This is a genomic window from Haloarcula amylolytica (assembly GCF_049705545.1).
GTDB classification, from domain to species: domain Archaea; phylum Halobacteriota; class Halobacteria; order Halobacteriales; family Haloarculaceae; genus Haloarcula; species Haloarcula amylolytica_B.
On sequence record NZ_JBNAMU010000001.1, the window covers coordinates 1,969,591 to 1,988,742 of the forward strand.

Consider the following 19,152-nt stretch of genomic DNA (forward strand, 5'->3'; position numbering starts at 1 on the left):
CGCCGCCCGAGCAATCGGAGCGGGGATCTGTTTTACCGTTCGTTCGGTGGCTGCTGATAGCTACTCGTTCCCCCGGGGTGGCCCTGGGGATTCTCGATGCCGACGAGTTCGCCGCCGGTCGGCGAACTGTACAGCGCGAACAGGAGGTCATTTACGAGGTAGTAGCGCACGCGATGCCGCGGGTCGCCGTGTGGGTCCGGATCGGAAGTATGGACGCCCATTCCGTGGAGCGTTTCTTCTTGTGTCGCAACATCTAACGCAGCGAAGGTGGTATCCTCCCACTCTCGGGTGTAGCCATCCAGATCCGCAACGGCAGCCGCCATTTCCGTCGCCCGCTCGGGGTCGGCCTCTGTGCGTCCGGCGAGGTAGCTATCGACGAATGCTCCGACGCCGGTCACCTCGCTCGGATAGACGATAGCGGCGACGGCGCGGTACGTCTCGCGCTCGTGGTCACCGAACTCCGATTCGGACGTATCAGCGTCGACCTCGGCTGACTCGGCAGTGTCGGGATCTTCGGAACTCTCCCAGGTGAGCGCAGCCGCGCCGCCGGCGACGGTGACGCCCGCTGCCCCGAGTGCTTTCAGCGCGTCGCGTCTGGTAAGTTCGTAGTCAGTCATCGGTGTTTCTCACGTATTCTCGGCTGTGATAGTCGCGTTCATACTGATTCCGTCGCGATGCGTGCCCGGGACGTACGCCGCTTCGCCGCCACAGCGGCGCTGGTCCTTGCAGACTTCGAGCCGCGGCGTCAGCGTCCGGACGCCCTCGTCCGTCTGGTCGACCGGTAGCTCCGCCCGGTATTCGAACCCTGCACCGGTGCCGTAGTCGACGAACATAATCAGCGTCACCGTCCCGCTTTCCGGCGTCGGTACGCTGACCTGGTCGTCGATCCCGTCGCCGGTGAGCCGCGTCCGGTCCCGGTCAGTCGAAAGCTGCAAATCCAGCCTGTCGGCCCCGGTGACGGTCGCGTAGTCGTTCTCACCCTCGCTCGTGAGCCGGATCGAGACCAGCGCAGCCTGCTCCGGGACCGACGCCGACACGTCGGTTCTGACTGTCTCGCCCTCGGCGACAGACACCGGCTGGAGCCGCGGTTCGACGGGCAGTCCCAGGTACGGGACCCACTCGCCGCGGAACACGTAGCGGTAGTAGGTCCGGTCGGGGTAGGCGTCGATCACCTCGAACTGGCGGTGTTGCATCGCGTAGACGGTGTCGCCGTCGAAGCCGGGGTCGTTGCGCACCGACTGGAACGGGTGGTTGAGCCAGTCGCCGTACGGCGTCGGGAGCAAGACGAGGCTATTGTCGAGGTCACGCTGCTCGAATGGTTCGTAGGCCTGCTCTAGCTGCTGGGTCACCGCGTAGTTGTCCGAGACCGGCTCGGCCGCCGTCGCGACGGCCGCACCGCCGCCCAGCACCGCGCCGCAGAGCGCCACCGCAAGCAGGACCGGACGGACCTGGTCGGCGCTGACCTGTTCGCTGACCAGCCGGCGCGCCCACCGGGCGACGGCGACGACGCCGACGGCACCGAAGGCCGTCAGCGGGACGAGCATGTCGACGTGGTAGAACGGCCCTAGGAAGGCGACCAGGCCGTCAGTCGGGTCCGAGAGGTCGCCGAGCATGTTCACGGTGCCCCAGAAGTAGCCGTTGCCGAGCGGGACCGTCAGGAGGACGCCGGCCAGTGCCGTCTGGCGACCGTCTATCCCCCGCCGCGCAACGGCCCCGAGTCCAACGGCCGCGGCCACCGTCCCCAGCGGCCCGGCGACGACCCACTGCGTGACGAGTTTCCAGAGGAGTTCGGCGTTCGCGTCCAGCGACATCGCCGGCGTGAACTGGCGGGAATACCCCAGAATCTCGCGGTGGCCGAAGCCCAGGCCGTCCTGCGGGGCGAACACCTCGTAGGGGAACAGCAGCGCGGAGCCGGTAACGACGCGGTTGTACGCAAGCGTCGCGGCGACGCCGGTGAGACCGCCGACGGCAGTCAGCGACAGGCGCGTGAACCGCGCCGGGTCGCGCGTCCGGAGCGACCACAGCGCATGCGCGACGAAGGGCGTCGCAAACAGCACGGCCGTGAACGGCCGCGCGAAAAACGCGAGACCGATTGAGAGCCCGGCACACGCCGCTGTCTTTCGGCTCCCCGTCCGGTCGGCGTGGAGATACGCCGCGGCGAAACCGAGGTTCCAGAGCGTCGTCGGAACGTACGAGAGGAACACCGAGGCCTCGACGAGGAACAGCGGCGACCCGAACATGAGGAGGGTCGCCACCACGCCCGTTCGAGCATCGAAGGCCTCGCGGACGGTGTGGTACGTCAGCGCCAGGACGGCGGTCCCAATCAGGCCGAGCGCGACGCGGTACCCGCCAAGGAGCTTCCCGACGGCGAACATCGCCGCCGGAACCGGCGCGTACTTCGGGTACAGCCGCCCGCCGTCAGATACGAAAAACCACGGCCGGAACGACTCCTCGACCGGCGGGTAGACGAACAGTTGCCCCTCCAGCAACATCGCGGCCTGCTGGAGGTAGACGCCCTCGTCGTGGTTGGTGGTGTGGTGCGGAAAGACGACGTGGGCGAGCGCGAAAACGACGAGCCCGCCCAGTAGCGCCACCAGCCCCGCCTGTACCCCCGGCCGGCGCAGTCGCTTCATTCCGTTGGATACCAGGCCAGGTCGTGGTCAGCGACCAGGTCAACCTCGACGGGCTGGCCCGGTTCGAACGTCTCGACGTGGTTGTGCATGCAGTGGACGACGTCGCCGCTGTGGAGTTCGACCCGGTAGACGAATGAGGGGCCGTTGTACTGGCGGTGGACGACGTACCCGTCGGCCTTGGACTCGTTGGTCGGCATCGCCTGCAGGTCGTCGGGACGGACGAGCACGTCAACCATCGCGCCGTTGTACGCCTCGACCGGCCCGTTCAGCGACTCCACGTCGAACGAGCCGAGTCCGGTCTCGATGACATCGCTGGTGACCCGGGCCGAGAGGAAACTCGCCTGTCCGAGGAAACTCGCCACGAAGCGGCTCTCGGGGTTCTCGAATACCTCGGCGGGGTCACCGATCTGGGCGATGGTTCCGTCGTTCATGATGGCGACGCGGTCGCTTATCGACAGCGCCTCCTCCTGGTCGTGGGTCACGGAGATGGCGGTGACGCCGGCCCGCTTGAGGATTTTGCGGACCTCCTCGCGCATCTCGACGCGCAATCGCACGTCCAGGTTCGAGAACGGCTCGTCGAGCAAAAGCACGTCCGGCTCCGGGGCCAGCGAGCGGGCGAGCGCGACGCGTTGCTGCTGGCCGCCGGAGAGCTGACTCGGCATCTTGTCGTGATGGGCCGACAGGTCGACCAGTTCGAGCAGTTCGTCGACCCGCTCCGCGACGGCGTCTTCTTCCATCTCAGTCAGGCCGAACGCGATGTTCTCGGCGACGGTGAGATGCGGGAACAGGGCGTAGTCCTGAAAGACGATACCGACGTTGCGTTCCTCTGGCTTCCGGAACGAGGACCCGTCGGCGATGACTTCGTCGGCGATAGAGATTTGCCCGTCGGAGGGGCGTTCGAGCCCGGCAATCATCCGGAGCGTCGTCGTCTTCCCGCAGCCCGAGGGGCCAAGCAGCGTCAGCAGTTCGCCGTCTTTCACGTCGAGCGAGAGGTTCTCGACGGCGACTTCCTGCCCGTAGTCCTTGGATACGTCGTCGAGTTCCAGGACGGTCCGGTTCGGGTTCGCTACCGCTGCGTCCACGTCGTCGAAGTCAGACGTTTGCTGTGTGCGTGTTTGTCGAGACATTAGCTTGTGTCCTCCCGTCGAAGAATGACCAGCATAGAGAGTCCGGAAAGGCCAACGAGCACGAGGGCCGGGACCGCCGCCTGTCCGTAGTAGCCGGCACCCTGGACGAGCCAGATGTACGTGACGAAGGTTTCGAAGCCCGTCGGGCGTAACATCAGCGTTGCCGGCAATTCCTTCATGGTCGTCAGGAACACCAGCGCGGCCCCGGCGGCGATACCCGGCGCGACGAGCGGCAAGACGACTCTCCGGAACGCCGAGAGCGGATGGTAGCCCAGCGACCGCGCCGCCTCGATATACTGCGGGTCGACCTGGAGAATCGAGGACTCGGTCGTCCCGACGGCTTGCGGGAGGAACCGAATCACGTAGGCGAACACCAGCAGGATGACGCTCTGATACAGGAAGGGGACGTACCGGAGCCCAAGATACACCAGCGCGAGCCCGAGCACGACACCGGGGACCGCGTACCCAACGTACGTGGCCCGCTCGGGCAGCGACGAAACGCCCGAACTGCCCCGCGCGGCGAGATAGGCGATCGGGAGCGCTGCCACGACACAAATAGCGGCCGCGGCGGCCGCCAGACCGACCGAATTCCAGGCGTAGGACGCCTCGAACGCGAAGCCGCCGCCGCTGTATCCCGTGCCGGAACGGAGGAGCCACTGGAGCAGGATGCCGATCGGAAGCACCAGACAGAGCGACGCGATGGCACCGCAAAACAGCAGTGCTGGCCCCTTCCAGTACCCGAGCCTGATCAGGCCGGGTCGGCGCGAGCCGCTGCTGACGTAGGCACCGTCCCGGCCCGCGCTGAGACGGGATTCGACGGCGAGGATGCCGAGCGCCATCACGAGCAAGAGCATCGAGAGCACGGAGGCGTAGTCCAGCCTGCGGGCGCCGAACTCGTTGTAGATCATCCGCGTGAACACGTCGTACTGCATAATCGCCGGCGTCCCGAAGTCAGAAAGCGCGTACAGTGCCACCAGCAGCGCACCCGCGGCGATGCCCGGTGCGATCTGTGGCAGCGTGACGCGGCGGAACGCCTCCCAGCGAGTGTGATTCAGCGTTCGGGCAGCCTCGACGACGGTCCCGTCGAACGACAGCAGGGACGCGCGCGTAGTCAAAAACACGTAGGGGTACGTAAACAGCGTCAATACGAGTATCGCGCCGTGTAGACCGTATATCGTCGGGATTTGCTCGATACCGAGCGGCGAGAGCAGGTCCGCGAGGACGCCGCGGGGGCCGAACGCCGAAACAAACGCGAAGGCCCCGATGTAGCTCGGAACGACCAGCGGCAACGCGGACGTGATCGTCCAGAACCGCTTGAACGGCAGGTCGGTCTGGGCAGTGAGAATCGCCAGCGGGACGCCGATGAGAATCGATGCGAAAGTGACACCAGTCACCAGCGCCAGCGTGTTCAGCGTCACCGAGACGGTCGTGTCGCTGGTCAACAGTTCGACCGCACGCGCGAACTCGATTTCGCCCGCTCGGAGAAACACCCACACCAGCGGCGCCAGTAACAGCAGCGAGATTGCCAGCGAGACCACTGCGAGCAGCGTGTGCGGCGACGAGTCTCGTTCCGACGTCGTCGCCTGTTCCCGAAGCCGCTCGTACCGGTCTTTTGTGCCCATATTAGAGGACGCCGGCGTCCCGAAGTAAGTCCACGGTTCCGGCCACGTCGGCCAGTTCGGTCAGGTCGATGTCCGGCGGGTTCAGGTCGTCGATACGTGGCAGATCGCCGACCGGTGCGACGCCCGGAATCATGGGGTACGCGAACGTCCGAGTGGCGAAGAACTCCTGGGCCTCCGCCGAGAGGACGTGCCGGACGAAGTTCGACGCCAGGTCCGCGTTGTCGGTTCCGTTGATGATTTCGAGGCCCGAGACGTTGACGAGTGCGCCGGCGTCACCTTCGGTGAACGCGAGGCCGATCGGCGAACTTTCGCGGGCGGACTGGACCCGAAGCGTGTAGTAGTGGTTGGCGAAGCCGGCGGTGAGCTCTCCGTCGGCGCAGGCGTTGGAGACGCGGAACTCGTCGTCGTAGGTGGTGATACCGTGGTCCTGCATCGCCTGGAGCCACGACATCGTCTCGTCGTCGCCGCGGATGAGCCGCATCGCGGTGACAAAGGACTGGAACGCGCCGTAGCTCGGTGCCCAGCCCATGCTGTTTTCCAGCGCAGCCGTCTCGGGGAACTCCTGGACCGTCGACGGGATGTCGGATTCGGAGATCTGGTTCGTGTTGTACGGGATCGCCCGGGCGCGACCGGCGATGCCAACCCAGCGGCCCTCGCTGTCCTGGTAGGCTTCGGGGACCGTCGAAAGGGCCTCTTCGGGGAGACTCGCGGTCGCACCGGCGTTGGCCACGGCACCGAGCGAACCGGCGTCGATGGACATGAACACGTCGGCGGGGCTCGCGCCCGCTTCGTTTTCCTCGATAATCGTGTTCGCGAGGTCGCTGGAGGCTTCGAGCCGGTGGTTCGCCGTGAAGTCCGGATACAACTGTTCGAGCAGGTTGATGAGGTCGAGATACAGTCCACCCTCGCCACCTCCGAGATACAGCGTCAGTTCGCCGCTGAGGTCCGGCAGCTCCTCGATGGAGGTCCCGCCGGGGGCGTCCCGCTGTTCCACCAGTGGGCCGGAACCACGGAAGTCCGAAAGGGAAATCTGCCCGACTCCGGTATCAGTTCCACCGTCGCTTCCCCCGTCGCCGCCATCGCCACCACTGAGAATGCCGGAACAGCCGGCGATTGCTGTCGCGGCAGTCGTGCCGCCGAGAGCAAGGAAGCGGCGTCGAGACTGCGTCACGTTACGTCCTGCCGTGTCGTTAGAATCACTCATTGTTTGATTTAGGGTTGCCTAAACAACTTAGGCCTTTCTAGTCGTCGGCAGTTGCGGGGACCTGTTCCGTCGCGGCGGCTTCCAGTTCGTCGAGGCATGCCAGCCAGTCGAGCATGAACTCCCCGCAGTAGTTAAGGAAGGCACCGTTTTCCCAGTCGCTGAAATCGCCGTCGACCATCGCCGTCGCGATGTCCTCGAACACCGCGGCGTAGGAGTCGGCCTCCGCGCCGGCCTCGTCGACGATCTCCCAGACGTGCTCGTTGAGTTCGAGCCCGTGGACCTCGTTTGTGAGGTCCGAGAACGTCGAACGGGGTGCCTTGTTGTGTTCACACAGCGGGTCGCCGTTGTAGATCTGCTTGCCCAGCACGTCACAGGCCCGCTTGAGGAACACGCCCGACCAGATGTCGTCGAAGCGACCGACGTCCCACTCGTTGTCATCCATCGGGAGCTGGTAAAATGCCGGGATGACTTCCCGCCGGAAGGCGAGATTCATCGAGCAGACGGTGAGGTACTGGCCCTCGGCGGCGACGAAGTCCTCGCCGAAGTCCGCCCCGCTAGTACGGGTCTGGGCCTGTCCCTGGAGGTCGCCGTCCATCAGGATGCGAACGGCGTCGAGGTCCGGGACGTTCGTCCAGAGGCCTTGGGAGGCGACCACGTCGTCGACGCGGGTCCCCTCGGTCTCGACCGTCTCGTCCATCGCGGCGTAGGGGTAGCCGCGCGGGTAGAGGCCGTGTTCGTCCTCGTTCTTGTAGAGAACATTGACCCACTGCTCGTCGGAGCTGACCGTCTCGATCTCGCCCTCGAAGGCCAGGTTCGACATGTGGGTGCCGAAGAAGTCCGCGCCCTCGTGTGGCAGCGTGTCGTCGTCGATGAACACGCCGTACTCGTAGTCGTTGGCCCACATGTAGAGAAGGCCAAACGACGTCTGGGCGTGGCTCGCTTCGGGGATAAGGTGTGAATACTCGCTCGCGCCGTGGGTCTCGAACCACGCCTCGCGGGCGGTCCCGTCGTAGACGGCCCCGTCGACGCCTTCCTCGTCGAGCATCTGTTCCATCGCGTCGGTGTCACAGAAGTCCTCGGTGATGAGCACGACAAACAACCGGTCAAGGTCGAACCCGTGTTCCCGGGCGTTCTCGAAGTACGAACGCATGCATTCGTGGTTTCGGATCGTCGGCACCATCACGCAGATGTCGGCTGTCATGTACTGGCCATACCTCTTTAGGCCATCCTAAAAGATTTGGCGTTCTCGATTTGTTGCCCTCGTGAGTCTGTTTTCTATCCGTCATAAATACTGAAACCGAAACATCATTATATTTCAAATCTTCCGTTTAATGTTGTATTAGGAGAACCATTATTTGGCTGTGCTTTGCCAGATTAGGTGATGAGCGTACGAAGCAACAGGGCAACCCTCAACCACAAATGAACCTGGACAATCAAACCTGTGTCGTCACCGGGTCCTCGCGCGGTATCGGCCGCGGAATCGCCAAAGACCTCGGTGCTCACGGGGCCAACGTCGTCGTTAACTACCGTTCCTCGGAGGCGGAAGCCCGTGCCGTCGTCGAGGACATCCGCGAGAGCGGCGGCACTGCTATCGCGGCGCAGGCCGACGTGGCGAAACTCGATGAGGTCCGGGCGATGCGTGAGAAAGTGGCCGACGAGTTCGGTCCCACAGACGTACTCGTCAACAACGCCGGGATCACCATCGACAAGAAGTTCGAGAACATGACTCGCGAAGACTGGGAGACGGTTATCGATGTCAATCTGGGCGGCGTGTTCAACGGGACGAAGGCCTTCTATGAGGACATTTGCGACGCGGACCACGGCCGACTGATAAATATCTCTAGCGTCGTCGGCCAGCAGGGCAACATCGGACAGGCTAACTACGCGACGACGAAATCCGGACTGTTCGGGTTTACGCGGACGCTCGCGCTCGAACTGGCACACACGGGATCGACCGCGAACTGCGTCGCACCGGGCTTTGTCAAGACCGACATGCTAGAGGAGGTGCCCGAACGCGTTCAGGAGAAGATTCTGCGCGAGATTCCACTCGACCGGTTCGCACGCGTCGAGGACATCGCCGGCATCGTCAGGTTCGTCGCCAGCGAGGAATCGAGTTACATGACAGGACAGGTACTTGGTGTCAACGGCGGGATGGAGTGGTAACATGAGTCAACAGGAAGAACCAGAAGACGAGACCGCGCCCGACGACGCGGTCGAGGAGTTGCGACAGAAACGAGCCGAGGCCGAGCTCGGCGGCGGTGAGGCCCGTATCGAAGCCCAACACGAGAAGGGCAAGATGACCGCCCGCGAGCGTATCGACTTCCTCGTCGACGACGGCACGTTCAACGAGGTCGATCCGTTCGTCGAGCACCGGTCGACGAACTTCGGCATGGAGGAGAAGCGCTTCGCCGGCGACGCGGTCGTCACCGGCTACGGCGAGGTCGACGGGCGGAAGGTCTTTCTGTTCGCCCACGACTTCACCGTACTCGGCGGCTCGGTCGGCGAGGTTGTCGCCGACAAGATCTGCAAGGTGATGGACCGGGCCATCGAAAACGGCGTCCCGGTCATCGGACTCAACGACTCCGGCGGCGCACGCATCCAGGAGGGCGTCGACTCGCTGGTCGGCTTCGCCAAGATATTCGAGCGCAACACGAAGGCCAGCGGCCTCATCCCGCAGATATCCGCGATTATGGGGCCGTGTGCCGGCGGCGCGACCTACAGTCCGGCGCTGACTGACTTCACCTTCATGGTGCAGGACACCAGCCACATGTTCATCACCGGCCCGGACGTCATCGAGACGGTGACCGGGGAACAGGTGTCCAAGGAGGAACTCGGCGGTGCGGGCTCCCACTCTACCAAATCCGGCGTCGCCCATTTCTCGTACCCTTCAGAGGAGGAAGCCCTGGAAAACATCCGCCGTCTCCTGTCGTACCTGCCGGCGAACAACATGGAGGACCCGCCGCGGGTCAAGCCGTGGGACGACCCCGACAGGGAAATCCCCGGTGTGACCGACATCGTCCCGTCGGCCCCGCGCAAGCCCTACGACATGACGAAGGTCATCGACGCCATCGTCGACGAGGACTCCTTCTTCGAGGTCCACGGCAACTGGGCGCGCAACGTCGTCATCGGGTTCTCCCGGATGGACGGCCAGTCAGTCGGCGTTGTCGCCAACCAGCCACGCGTGAGCGCGGGGACGTTGGACATCGACGCGGCGGAGAAAGCGGCCCGATTCGTCCGCTTTTGCGATTCGTTCAATATCCCCATCCTCACGCTCGTCGACGTGCCCGGGTTCATGCCTGGCACGGACCAAGAGCACAACGGTATCATCCGGCGGGGCGCAAAGCTAATCTACGCCTATGCCGAGGCGACAGTGCCGCTGCTGTCGGTGGTCGTGCGGAAAGCCTACGGCGGGGCGTACATCGTCATGTCCTCGAAGTTCCTCGGCAGCGACGTGAACTACGCCTGGCCCGGTTCGGAGATGGCGGTGCTCGGTCCGCGGGGCGCGGTCAACATCCTCTATCGGAACGAGATCGCGGACGCCGACGACCCGGACGCCAAGCGCCAGGAGCTGATGGACGAGTTCCGCGACGAGTTCGCCAATCCGTACGGGCCGGCGAAACGAGGCTACCTCGACGACGTCATCGAACCGAAAGCGACGCGCAAGCGCCTCATCCAGGACCTCGACCTCCTGCAGCGCAAGCGCGAGGACACCCCGCCAAAAGACCACGGCAACATCCCACTGTAAGATGGCGACGCGCGACGCATCACAGCCGAACGTGGAGACAGAGCCCACCGCTGACAGCGCAGAAGCCGAGAACCTGTCGCTGTCGATACCGGTCGACGCGTCACGGGCTGAGGCGGCAGCTATCACCGCCGCTGTCAGTGCCCACGTGACCGACCGCCAGCGGGCCGCTGAAGCGACAGCACGGCGTCCCACGGTCGAGTACGTCGACGAGTGGACGCTGGCCGGACGGCTGGCGAGTGTTGGGAAACGCCGCCCCCCGAACAACGTCGAACGGGGCGACGAGTGGAAGGCGGCGGCGCGAGCGCGGTACTAAGATTCGGTAAACTCCTGCAGTACTTCGAGGTCGCGGGTGGTCCGCATGAACTCCGACAGTGACCGTTCGGTCCCGCAGTCGTCACAGACGAACTGTGACTCTGGGGCCGGGAGGTCGGTCACTTGCTCTTCCCAGGCAACTGAACATGCCGGACATTGGAGTTGGAGCCAGGCCTCCTGCATATTTCGTGTGTGGTTAGCACACACGGATATACTTTGTGTGGATTCTCAATGTCGGGGGCTGTGGTGCCGTTTGTCGTTTCATGTCGTTTTTGGCCCACCTAAATATGGGAAGATTTAACTGTATTAGGCAAGCCTAAAACGGTATGGACCGACGAGAGTATATCGTTGCGACCGGCGTCGGGCTGGCAGGAGCCGTTGCCGGCTGTTCGGGTCAGTCCGAGGCTGACAACGGTGGTAGCGGAGGAACTAATGATACGACGGAATCCGGCACGACGGCCACGACGTCGACGGATTCGAGCTACTCCGTCTCGATGGAGCCAGTCGGCGAGGTCACTTTCGAGTCAGTACCTGAGGTTTGGGTCGCGAACAACGGGAGTTGGGCCGATATGGGGATTGCCCTTGGCCTCGATGCACCGGAAGGAGTCTGGCTGCCGTCGCGGTATCATACCCGGTACTACGACGAGATCCCGGGCGTCAGCGTCGACGGGAGTTCGATCCGGGAGCTGTGGGGCGACAGCGGCGTCGGCAAGGAACAGTTCTACGAAATGGACGCCGACATCCACGTCATGGACCCGAACTTCCTGCTGAGCCGCGGGTCCTGGGACCAGTCCGATATCGACGAAATCGAGACCCGGATCGCACCGTTCTTCGGGAACAGCATCTTCTCGACCGGCTACGAGTGGCACGACTACACCTACTACACGCTGTATGAAGCCTTCGAGAAACTGTCCCAAGCGTTCCAGCGGACCGACCGGTTTGACGCGTTTCAGGCCCTCAACGAGGAGTTCCAGACGAGCCTTGAGGACATCGTGCCGGACTCGGAGTCCGAGCGGCCGGAAGTAGCTATCATGTGGGCCGGCAGCGACGAGCCCACCAGCTTCTCGCCATACCTCATGGAGGACGGGACCAGTTTCAAGCAGTGGCGTGACCTGGGCGTGCGCGACGCCTTCGCAAAAACTGATGTCAGGGACTTCCACTCCGACCGAAGCGAGGTCGATTTCGAGACCCTGCTGGATATCGATCCGGAGTACCTGCTCATGCGGGGACAGGAGGATAAAACGAGAGCGGAGTTCGAAGACACAGTCGTTCGCTCCTTGGAAGCGGACCCGACTGGAAGCGAACTGACGGCGGTACAGAACGGAAACGTGTATCGCGGCGGCTCGCTGTACCAAGGGCCGATAACGAACCTGGTCCTCACGGAACGGGCGGCGTCACAGGTGTACGACGTGGAGCGAGACCTATTCGACCGCCAGCGCGTCGCCGATATCGTCGCCGGAGATCTGTAAGAAACCATGGACGGAGCAACCCGACCCACCAACGAGAACCCGAGCGGGCTGCGAGAACGGGGTCACGTGGCCCCGGTCGGGCGGCTCTGTGGCTGTGTCGCCGTGGCTGGAACCGAGCAAGCAGCAATCGGCGTTGTCGATGCATGGATATCGGCTGGATGCACCGTCAGCAGTGCATCGGGTTCCGAACCGACTCCGCCTCAGACACTGTAACAATGGTTGGACGAACACTCGCAGACATCCGTGACAGACTCTCGGCACTCAGTGTCGCTGTCGGGCCGTACCGCATCGTGAGTGCCCGGACGGGCACGCCGCCGTTCCCGGTGTCGGGCATGCAGTTCCCGGACCGCGAGACGGCCGCCGAAGCGGCCAGCGTAGCGACCGCCTACCGAAGTGCTCTCCGACGATATGACCCCCGCGTCACCGTCCACGGCCTCATCGTCTGTGAAGCGCCGTGGGGGACCGACGCCGTCAGGGCTGCGCCGTCGTCGCTCCCGGAGTACTGTCACACGGTCGCCGGATCGCTGTTCGAGGTGTTGTCGGGCCGTCACCGCTCCGTCGAGCAGGCAGTCATCGACAGCTACCTCGAAGCGGCCGAGGAGACCGAGAACCGCGAGCGCCTCTGTCTGGCGATGCTCGAAAGCATGGCCACGGCCCTCGCGGACAACCTCGACCCGGAAACGCAGGCGGATACCCTCCGGGAAGCCGCCGGACAGTTGCCGAGAAAGCCAAGCGGGCCTGAACCGGTCCGCGACGCCGTCGCCGACCTCGAAACGGCAGGGCTGGTCGACGAGACAACAATCGAACCCGCAGCCGTCGGCCCCGGTCGCTGTCCCAAATATATCACGCTAGGGAACTACCGCCCGACGCTGTCGGACTATCGCTGTCCGGTGTTGCCCATCGCCGTCGAACTGCTGCGACGGACGAGTATCACGCCACAGGTGGCCGAAGCGGAGCGGACTGCGGACGGCTGGCGGCTGCTCGTCTCACTGGCTGGTGACCGACCCGCCGAAGGGCTGTCGGTCGTCACGACGACTGCCTGAACATTCCACTCGTTCTATAGGTCAGACCGTAATAAATACACGATACCCCTGTGACGGCACAGGTATGGGAGTCGCAGTAATCGGCGCGTCGATGACGAAATTCGGGCAACGCGACGCCTGGATCCGCGAGTTACTCTCGCAGGCGGGCGAGGAGTGTCTCACGGACGCCGGCGTTGCGCCCGACGACGTAGAGCACCTGTACGTCTCGAACATGGCCAGCGGCGAGTTCGAAGGGCAGACGGGAATCATGAATCTGCTGGCCCACGACCTGGGGGTGCTTCCGGCCTACAGCGAACGGGTCGACCAGACCTCTTCCTCGGGCGGGGCCGGCATCTACGAGGCCTGGCAGTCCGTTGCCAGCGGAGCCAGTGATATGACGCTGTTAGTTGGCGGCGAGAAAATGACCCACAAGACGACGGGCCAGGCGACCGACATCATCGCCTCGATCACCCACCCCGACGAGTACAAGCACGGCGTGACGCTCCCGTCCTTTGCCGGGATGACCGCCCGGCACTATCTGGAGCGGTTCGACGCCCCCCGGGAGTCACTCGCCCGAGTCGCGGTCAAGAACCACCGGAACGGCGTTGACAACCCCAAGGCGCAGTTCCAGAAGGAGATCACGATGGAGAAAGCGCTGGAGTCGCCCATCATCGCGGATCCGCTTCGGCTGTATGACTTCTGTCCGATCACGGACGGCAGCGCCGCGCTCATGTTCACCACAGAGGAGCGGGCCAAAGAGATCACCGACGAGTACGCCCTCGTCTCCGGCATCGGCGGGGCCACCGACACCCACGTCGTCCACGAACGCGACGACCCGACAGTTATGGGCGGGGTCGTCGAGTCGAGCAAGGAGGCCTACGAGATGGCCGGCCTGAGTCCCGAGGACCTCGACGTGGCCGAACTGCACGATATGTTCACCATTCTGGAGTTCCTCCAGCTAGAAGGTATCGGCGTCGCCGAACAGGGGACGGCCTGGGAGTTGGCGATGGACGGGGCCACTGCCAAGGACGGCGAATTACCGATCAACACCTCCGGTGGCCTCAAGTCGAAGGGCCATCCGCTGGGGGCAAGCGGTGTCGCGCAGGGCGTCGAAATCTACGAACAGCTCGTCGGCGAGGCCGGGCCGCGACAGGTCGAGGCCGATACCGCACTGGCGTGTAACGTCGGCGGGTTCGGAAACTGTGTCATCACCACCATCATGGAGGCCGCAGAATGACGCTGGAAGCAGGGCTGTGCTCGAACGGTCACGTCTCGTACCCCACCCATCCGCTGTGTCCGGAGTGTGGCGAACCACAGGAAGAGACGCTCGACCTCGCGGACCGGACCGGCGAAGTCGTCACCTGGACCCATTCGACGGCGACGCCGCCGGGCGTCCGCGAGCCCAACACGCTGGCTATCGTGGAGTTCGATATAACGGACGTCTCCGATGCGAGCGACGAGTTCGTCCGCGCGCTCGGGCAGGTGACCACGGACGAGGTCGAAACAGGTGACACGGTCGAACCCGTCTACGTCGAGGAACTCCGCGACCCCGACGCGGGTATCAAAGTGCCCGAGAGCCAGGACTGGGACGGCTACCGCTGGGACCCGATCTGATCAGCTCTCCTCCCCCTGTCGGATAATACGACCCTCTGTCGTTGGCGAGATCGTCCCCTGTTCTTCGATAGTGTCGATGACGAGGTCGGAGAGGAGCGCACCCTCGTTCGAGGAGACGAGGACGGTGGCGTCGCTGAGCATGCTGTAGCCGTCGCCGCCGCCGGAGACGAAGTCGTTCGTTGCGAGCGTGTACGTCGCTTCTGAATCGATTGGGTCGCCACCGGCAGTCGCTTCGGTAATCCGGTCGCCGCTCTCGGCGGTTGGGTCGTAGGTGTAGGTGATCCCGCTCACCTGCGGGAACCGCCCGGCTCCCTCCTCGACGCGGCTGACGCCGTTTTCCAGCGCCGCGAGCAGCGTCTCGCCCGTGATTTCCAGTTCGACCACGTTGTTCGGGAACGGGAGGATGTCGACGACGACGCGCCGCGTGATCTCCGCCGGGTTGTCCTCGCTCGCGTCCTCGAAGTACAGCCTGTCCGTCCGGATACCGCCGCCGTTCATCAGCGCGGTATCGGCCTCGACATCGGCGCGGATCGTATCGGCGACGAAGTTCCCCATGTTCGACTCCTGTGCCCGGACGACTGACTGTCTGGTGTCGAGCGGTTCGGTGGTCTCCCCGATGACGACGTCCAGTTGCCGTTCCAACTGTGTCTCGTAGTGGTCCTGGACGAGACTGACAAACGGGTCTGTTCCGGCGGAAGACGCGCCGACATCGTGCAGTGCGAACTCGTGGTCCGTGACGCCGTCGTCGCCGATACCGAGCGCCAACTCCCCGATGTACTCGTACTCGTCGCCGACGAACGAGAGGACCGTGTCGTTGATGACTTCCGGCTCTTCCAGCACCGTCGCAGCGTGGTCCCCGATGATGGCGTCGACGCCGTCCACGTCCTCAGCGACGGTTCGAGCATTTTCACTCGCGAGATGGGAGAGCACGATGGTCGCGTCAGCCCCGTCGGCCTGCATCTGTTCTGTCACACCCTGCAGCGCCGACGCCGGCTCCAGGACTTCGGTGTTCTCTCCGATAGAGGTGATTTCGGGAGCCTCCGGCGTAATCAGGCCGGTGATTCCCAGGGTCACGTCACCCACGTCCGTGAGAACGTACTGCTGTGCGCCCTGGTCGGCGGCGAAAACGGCCCCGTTCTCTCGGACGTTCGCACTGACCCACGTAAACAGGCTGTCGGACACGCGCTCCCGGAGAACCTCGGGTCCCATGTCGAAATCGTGGTTGCCGTACGTATCGAAGTCCAGCCCGCCAGCGTTGAACGTCGACACGACGTGTCGCCCGTCGAACACCGCGGACAGGACCGACGACGCCAGGTCGTCGCCGTTGCCGACCCGGAGCGTGGTGTCCGCGTCCTCGGTGATGTCGTTCATCAACCCGAAGTACCGGGAGACGCTCAACTTCTCCGCGGAGGCGTTGGTGAACCGCCCGTGGACGTGCGTGTCGTGGAGAAACGTGACAGTGGTCCCGTCGGTCTGGAGCGCGCCGCTGGCGGTCGCTGAGCCGATTGCGAGGCTGCCGAGGACAGACGCACCGGTCCCGAGCACGTCACGACGTGTCACCTGATATGTCATATCAATACGACATATCTGTGGAACAGAACTTTATGGTTTGTATCGCGGCAATAGTGCTGTCAGGGCCACAGAAGCGGCGGACAGAGCGCGAGTGCGCTAGACGGTCGAGACCGTTGTCGAATAGTTCTCCGGGAGGGTCCCCGTTTCGGCGAGTTCCTCGATACACTCCTCGACGGATTCCGTGCGGCCCGCGTCAGCGAAAGGGGCAACCTGCACGAGGTCGCCGTCTTCGTAAACTGCGAGGCAAACGGCCGGCATGACGAGTTCCCGGCGCTTCTCGCCCGTCGTTGAACTGTAGCAGAGCCGGGTATCGAAAAACGGCGCGAGGCAGACACCGGCCCCGCGGGCCCAGTCCGCGAACTCGTTGTACAGGTCCCGTTCGTTTCCGTTACCGGGGCCCTGCAGCGGAACGCGCTTCTCCCATTCCACTGTTTCGATGTCATCGAGTACGCCGCGGCACACCAGCTCCTGTAGCTCACGTTCGATAGCGGTACAGCGTTTCTGTGACGGTTTTGGGAGGTCAGACCGGACGAACAGGGTCGCCCGGCGACCGCCCGGAGCGGTAGAGCTGGACATCGGTGTTCATACCTAGTCCTGTGCAATAATAAATCATTATGTTTGATATAACATAACTTTCACACCGCGCTGGAGCTCTTTACTCCTCGTCGCTTCCGTCCCCGTTTTCGGTACCGGTGTCGTCCCTATCTGGACCATCGATATCGTCCTTTATCGACCGTAGTTCGGCATCTACGTCCACAGGAACGTCAGTACCCCGGTCGGGTTCGGCATCCCCGCTTGCTCCTGTTTCATCAGCCAACCTATCCTGGATTTGGCTTCGTAATTGTTGGGCTTCCTGAATGAGCTCGCGGGCCTCCTCGTCTTCCGGAGTGCCTTCGACAGCACGTTGGAGGTCCGTCAACGCACCGTCGAGGCGGGAGAGCGTAGCTCGACTCAGGTCACTCGCACGCTGTCGCACTTCATCCGAGGCGGACCCGGTCGATGTCGGCCGCCCCTCTGCCATCCGGAGGGCTCGCCGGAGAAGCTTCAGCGCCTCGATATTGCTCTTCAAGACGAGAATGACCGCGGGGATGGTCACGTCGCTGGTGAACCGGAGGAGTTCACCCGGCGTCGGCGGGCGCGGCAGGCCGCTGTCGGTGGTAGGCTCGACCTCCGTCTCTAGCTCCTGTAACGTCGTGACGAGGTCCGTAACCAGGGCGGTGAGGTCATCGTCTGCGCTCATACCTCTTTCTTGTCGCCTCGGGTACTAAAGGCCGCGCCGTTCCGACGCTTTTGTGAGTCGTCTCTGCTGTCGGAATCGAGGCTGGCGTCCGCAGATGATTAGGCTAACCAAAATCCTTTTAGCTTTAGGGGTACCTAACTCAGGTAATGCCATCACAGACGGACGATGTCGAGGCCTCCGAGGACCGCCCGGACGTTGCAGCACTGGACAGCGGTGCTGACAGAACCGTGTTTACCGAAGACGGGAACCGAGACGGCTGGATTTCGACTGACGTAACCGTCGACCTCCAACGGTAGTCCGCTCGTCCGCCCCCGTGTCGCGTTTCTCTCTCCTCCGATTCTCGAACTACTTGCTACCGGAACGGTTCACGCCGCGCTACACAACCCGAGCTAGGTAGCGACGCTATCCGGCAGAAGAAACTGAGAAAGAAAGCGTTGTGCCGTGTTAGTCCAGCACGAGCGTGTCGTCTTCGAGGTAGTGCTCGATGTGGTGGGCGTCTTCCTCGGTCTGCACGATGATCTCACGGAGGATCTGGGCCGTGGCGTGGTCGCCGAGGTTCTCCGCGAGTTCGATGTGGTCACGGAGCGACTCGATGACGTCGCCGTACATCTCGAGGTCGTTTTCGAGCGACGTCCGGATGTCGTACACGTCCTGTCCTTCCGGCTCCACCGACGCGTGCTCTTCCTGTGCCTTGCCGCCGGCGATGGGTGTGCCGCCCAGGGCCTGTGCGCGCTCGGCCAGTTCGTCGGCCGCCTCTTCGGCGTGTCCGGCGGCGTCGCCCAGGAACAGGTGGAGGTCGCGGAACTCCGCGCCCTCGACGTTCCAGTGGTGCTTCTTGACCTGATGGTACAGTGTGTACGTGTCCGCCAGATCCTGGTTCAAGGCGTTGATTACCTGCTCGGACTTCTCCTTGTCGAGGCGGAGTTCGTTCTCTTCGACCTCGCCGAACTCGCGTCGGACGTGCTCTTGCGTTGCCATAGTCATCTTATCGTACAGTCGGAAGCCACTTAAAGATTGTTTTGTGAAAATATGTTTTTGGGAACCCAAAAATTATGTCCTAAGATAGAATGCCTGATTACCTGAACGGAAATATTTCCGTTGATGACAACCACTCCTCAAATCAGCACTCTGCACCTGATATAAAAGGGACAGCTCTACTGCGACGGGCGGGAAACGACGAGTGCGACGGCGTCCTCGTCGATAGCACTGCTGTCAACGGCTGTTTCGCGGAGGACCTGCTCCTGATGGACTGCGACGACAGCGGCGAGCAGGTAGTCGTCGATACCGAGGTGCGCTCCGTACTCCTCCCAGACGGTTTCTCTGACAGCCATAAAAAACGTCTCGGGCTTGCGATGCAGCACCGCGTCATCGAACCGCTTTCGCCACTCGTAGACGAGGTCCTCGACGCCCGGATTCTCACGCATCGTCCGCTGGTGGTCGGCGAGTGTGGACCGTAACTGTTCCTCGTCGACGCCGTTTGTCCCCGCAACCGCGCGGATCACTTCGTCGTCGAACGGCGACAGGGGTTCTGTCTCGGTCATCGCCGAAGCATACGACAGTGACGAACAAAAACGTCGTCACACCGAAACTGC

The 19,152-nt window shown here is 63.4% G+C and carries 20 protein-coding genes; 8 read left to right on the forward strand and 12 right to left on the reverse strand.

Features of this window, described 5'->3' with window-relative positions; translation table 11 throughout:
• Positions 1-32 precede the first annotated feature (32 nt).
• The 6 genes from ACOZ4H_RS10295 to ACOZ4H_RS10320 are packed head-to-tail and all read right to left on the reverse strand — an operon-like array spanning position 33 to position 7,787.
• A complete protein-coding gene (locus ACOZ4H_RS10295; protein WP_424329193.1) occupies positions 33-617 on the reverse strand; it encodes a gluconate 2-dehydrogenase subunit 3 family protein in 585 nt (194 codons plus the stop codon).
• Between the two features lie 9 nt (positions 618-626).
• A complete protein-coding gene (locus tag ACOZ4H_RS10300) occupies positions 627-2,633 on the reverse strand; it encodes a hypothetical protein (protein ID WP_424329194.1) in 2,007 nt (668 codons plus the stop codon).
• The gene (locus ACOZ4H_RS10305; protein WP_424329195.1) at positions 2,630-3,760 is read right to left on the reverse strand and encodes an ABC transporter ATP-binding protein; all 1,131 of its coding nucleotides are present in this window, start codon (positions 3,758-3,760) and stop codon (positions 2,630-2,632) included. Before ACOZ4H_RS10305 ends, ACOZ4H_RS10300 begins: the two co-directional genes overlap by 4 nt.
• Positions 3,760-5,382 carry an ABC transporter permease gene (locus ACOZ4H_RS10310; RefSeq protein ID WP_424329196.1) on the reverse strand — a complete coding sequence of 541 codons (1,623 nt, stop codon included), beginning with the start codon at positions 5,380-5,382 and terminating at the stop codon, positions 3,760-3,762. The genes ACOZ4H_RS10305 and ACOZ4H_RS10310 overlap by 1 nt, the downstream gene beginning before the upstream one ends.
• A 1-nt stretch (position 5,383) precedes the next feature.
• Positions 5,384-6,586: an extracellular solute-binding protein gene (locus ACOZ4H_RS10315; protein ID WP_424329197.1), complete on the reverse strand. Its 1,203-nt coding sequence runs from the start codon at positions 6,584-6,586 to the stop codon at positions 5,384-5,386.
• Positions 6,587-6,623: 37 nt separating this feature from the next.
• Complete coding sequence (locus ACOZ4H_RS10320) at positions 6,624-7,787, reverse strand: alpha-1 4-glucan-protein synthase (RefSeq protein ID WP_424329198.1); 1,164 nt, start codon at positions 7,785-7,787, stop codon at positions 6,624-6,626.
• A gap of 218 nt (positions 7,788-8,005) precedes the next feature.
• Between ACOZ4H_RS10320 and ACOZ4H_RS10325 the strand changes: the two genes are divergently transcribed.
• The 3 genes from ACOZ4H_RS10325 to ACOZ4H_RS10335 are packed head-to-tail and all read left to right on the forward strand — an operon-like array spanning position 8,006 to position 10,644.
• Positions 8,006-8,749, forward strand: coding sequence for a beta-ketoacyl-ACP reductase (locus ACOZ4H_RS10325; protein WP_424329199.1), 744 nt, complete (start codon positions 8,006-8,008; stop codon positions 8,747-8,749).
• A 1-nt stretch (position 8,750) separates the two neighbouring features.
• Positions 8,751-10,331, forward strand: coding sequence for an acyl-CoA carboxylase subunit beta (locus ACOZ4H_RS10330; protein WP_424329200.1), 1,581 nt, complete (start codon positions 8,751-8,753; stop codon positions 10,329-10,331).
• 1 nt (position 10,332) lies between these two features.
• Positions 10,333-10,644, forward strand: coding sequence for a hypothetical protein (locus tag ACOZ4H_RS10335; RefSeq protein WP_424329201.1), 312 nt, complete (start codon positions 10,333-10,335; stop codon positions 10,642-10,644).
• Here ACOZ4H_RS10335 and ACOZ4H_RS10340 read toward each other — a convergent pair.
• Positions 10,641-10,826 (reverse strand): hypothetical protein, encoded by a 186-nt coding sequence (locus ACOZ4H_RS10340; protein WP_424329202.1) that lies wholly within the window; start codon positions 10,824-10,826, stop codon positions 10,641-10,643. The two genes, ACOZ4H_RS10335 and ACOZ4H_RS10340, sit on opposite strands and share 4 nt — an antisense overlap.
• Before the next feature lie 143 nt (positions 10,827-10,969).
• Between ACOZ4H_RS10340 and ACOZ4H_RS10345 the strand changes: the two genes are divergently transcribed.
• From ACOZ4H_RS10345 to ACOZ4H_RS10360, 4 genes are all read left to right on the forward strand, one after another.
• Positions 10,970-12,112, forward strand: coding sequence for an ABC transporter substrate-binding protein (locus ACOZ4H_RS10345; protein ID WP_424329203.1), 1,143 nt, complete (start codon positions 10,970-10,972; stop codon positions 12,110-12,112).
• A 215-nt stretch (positions 12,113-12,327) separates the two neighbouring features.
• Entirely contained in the window at positions 12,328-13,155 is an 828-nt protein-coding gene (locus ACOZ4H_RS10350; RefSeq protein WP_424329204.1) for a DUF7551 domain-containing protein, read from the forward strand.
• Positions 13,156-13,219: 64 nt separating this feature from the next.
• A complete protein-coding gene (locus ACOZ4H_RS10355; protein ID WP_424329205.1) occupies positions 13,220-14,371 on the forward strand; it encodes a thiolase C-terminal domain-containing protein in 1,152 nt (383 codons plus the stop codon).
• Positions 14,368-14,748: a Zn-ribbon domain-containing OB-fold protein gene (locus ACOZ4H_RS10360; protein ID WP_424329206.1), complete on the forward strand. Its 381-nt coding sequence runs from the start codon at positions 14,368-14,370 to the stop codon at positions 14,746-14,748. The genes ACOZ4H_RS10355 and ACOZ4H_RS10360 overlap by 4 nt, the downstream gene beginning before the upstream one ends.
• Here the strand turns inward: ACOZ4H_RS10360 and ACOZ4H_RS10365 are convergent, their stop codons facing one another.
• The 3 genes from ACOZ4H_RS10365 to ACOZ4H_RS10375 all read right to left on the reverse strand — a co-directional run bounded on the left by ACOZ4H_RS10365 (position 14,749) and on the right by ACOZ4H_RS10375 (position 17,560).
• Entirely contained in the window at positions 14,749-16,320 is a 1,572-nt protein-coding gene (locus ACOZ4H_RS10365; RefSeq protein WP_424329207.1) for a bifunctional metallophosphatase/5'-nucleotidase, read from the reverse strand.
• Positions 16,321-16,416: 96 nt separating this feature from the next.
• Complete coding sequence (locus tag ACOZ4H_RS10370; RefSeq protein ID WP_424329208.1) at positions 16,417-16,896, reverse strand: HTH domain-containing protein; 480 nt, start codon at positions 16,894-16,896, stop codon at positions 16,417-16,419.
• A 79-nt stretch (positions 16,897-16,975) separates the two neighbouring features.
• Entirely contained in the window at positions 16,976-17,560 is a 585-nt protein-coding gene (locus tag ACOZ4H_RS10375) for a DUF7547 family protein (protein WP_424329209.1), read from the reverse strand.
• A 146-nt stretch (positions 17,561-17,706) separates the two neighbouring features.
• Here ACOZ4H_RS10375 and ACOZ4H_RS10380 point away from each other — a divergent pair, with 146 nt between their 5' ends.
• Entirely contained in the window at positions 17,707-17,856 is a 150-nt protein-coding gene (locus ACOZ4H_RS10380) for a hypothetical protein (protein ID WP_424329210.1), read from the forward strand.
• A gap of 148 nt (positions 17,857-18,004) precedes the next feature.
• Here the strand turns inward: ACOZ4H_RS10380 and dpsA are convergent, their stop codons facing one another.
• Positions 18,005-18,538: a DNA starvation/stationary phase protection protein DpsA gene (gene dpsA / locus ACOZ4H_RS10385; protein WP_424329211.1), complete on the reverse strand. Its 534-nt coding sequence runs from the start codon at positions 18,536-18,538 to the stop codon at positions 18,005-18,007.
• A gap of 176 nt (positions 18,539-18,714) precedes the next feature.
• A complete protein-coding gene (locus tag ACOZ4H_RS10390; RefSeq protein WP_424329212.1) occupies positions 18,715-19,101 on the reverse strand; it encodes a hypothetical protein in 387 nt (128 codons plus the stop codon).
• Positions 19,102-19,152: the final 51 nt, after the last annotated feature.

Excerpts from the sequence above, each read along its gene's own strand:
- ACOZ4H_RS10315 (WP_424329197.1), bottom strand. The coding sequence starts at position 6,586 with ATGAGTGATTCTAACGACACGGCAGGACGTAACGTGACGCAGTCTCGA.
- ACOZ4H_RS10380 (WP_424329210.1), top strand. The coding sequence starts at position 17,707 with ATGCCATCACAGACGGACGATGTCGAGGCCTCCGAGGACCGCCCGGAC.
- ACOZ4H_RS10375 (WP_424329209.1), bottom strand. The coding sequence starts at position 17,560 with ATGAGCGCAGACGATGACCTCACCGCCCTGGTTACGGACCTCGTCACG.
- ACOZ4H_RS10340 (WP_424329202.1), bottom strand. The coding sequence starts at position 10,826 with ATGCAGGAGGCCTGGCTCCAACTCCAATGTCCGGCATGTTCAGTTGCC.
- ACOZ4H_RS10390 (WP_424329212.1), bottom strand. The coding sequence starts at position 19,101 with ATGACCGAGACAGAACCCCTGTCGCCGTTCGACGACGAAGTGATCCGC.
- ACOZ4H_RS10370 (WP_424329208.1), bottom strand. The coding sequence starts at position 16,896 with ATGTCCAGCTCTACCGCTCCGGGCGGTCGCCGGGCGACCCTGTTCGTC.
- ACOZ4H_RS10320 (WP_424329198.1), bottom strand. The coding sequence starts at position 7,787 with ATGACAGCCGACATCTGCGTGATGGTGCCGACGATCCGAAACCACGAA.
- ACOZ4H_RS10335 (WP_424329201.1), top strand. The coding sequence starts at position 10,333 with ATGGCGACGCGCGACGCATCACAGCCGAACGTGGAGACAGAGCCCACC.
- ACOZ4H_RS10365 (WP_424329207.1), bottom strand. The coding sequence starts at position 16,320 with ATGACATATCAGGTGACACGTCGTGACGTGCTCGGGACCGGTGCGTCT.
- ACOZ4H_RS10355 (WP_424329205.1), top strand. The coding sequence starts at position 13,220 with ATGGGAGTCGCAGTAATCGGCGCGTCGATGACGAAATTCGGGCAACGC.
- ACOZ4H_RS10360 (WP_424329206.1), top strand. The coding sequence starts at position 14,368 with ATGACGCTGGAAGCAGGGCTGTGCTCGAACGGTCACGTCTCGTACCCC.
- ACOZ4H_RS10345 (WP_424329203.1), top strand. The coding sequence starts at position 10,970 with ATGGACCGACGAGAGTATATCGTTGCGACCGGCGTCGGGCTGGCAGGA.
- ACOZ4H_RS10330 (WP_424329200.1), top strand. The coding sequence starts at position 8,751 with ATGAGTCAACAGGAAGAACCAGAAGACGAGACCGCGCCCGACGACGCG.
- ACOZ4H_RS10300 (WP_424329194.1), bottom strand. The coding sequence starts at position 2,633 with ATGAAGCGACTGCGCCGGCCGGGGGTACAGGCGGGGCTGGTGGCGCTA.
- ACOZ4H_RS10295 (WP_424329193.1), bottom strand. The coding sequence starts at position 617 with ATGACTGACTACGAACTTACCAGACGCGACGCGCTGAAAGCACTCGGG.
- ACOZ4H_RS10325 (WP_424329199.1), top strand. The coding sequence starts at position 8,006 with ATGAACCTGGACAATCAAACCTGTGTCGTCACCGGGTCCTCGCGCGGT.
- ACOZ4H_RS10310 (WP_424329196.1), bottom strand. The coding sequence starts at position 5,382 with ATGGGCACAAAAGACCGGTACGAGCGGCTTCGGGAACAGGCGACGACG.
- ACOZ4H_RS10350 (WP_424329204.1), top strand. The coding sequence starts at position 12,328 with ATGGTTGGACGAACACTCGCAGACATCCGTGACAGACTCTCGGCACTC.
- ACOZ4H_RS10305 (WP_424329195.1), bottom strand. The coding sequence starts at position 3,760 with ATGTCTCGACAAACACGCACACAGCAAACGTCTGACTTCGACGACGTG.
- dpsA (WP_424329211.1), bottom strand. The coding sequence starts at position 18,538 with ATGGCAACGCAAGAGCACGTCCGACGCGAGTTCGGCGAGGTCGAAGAG.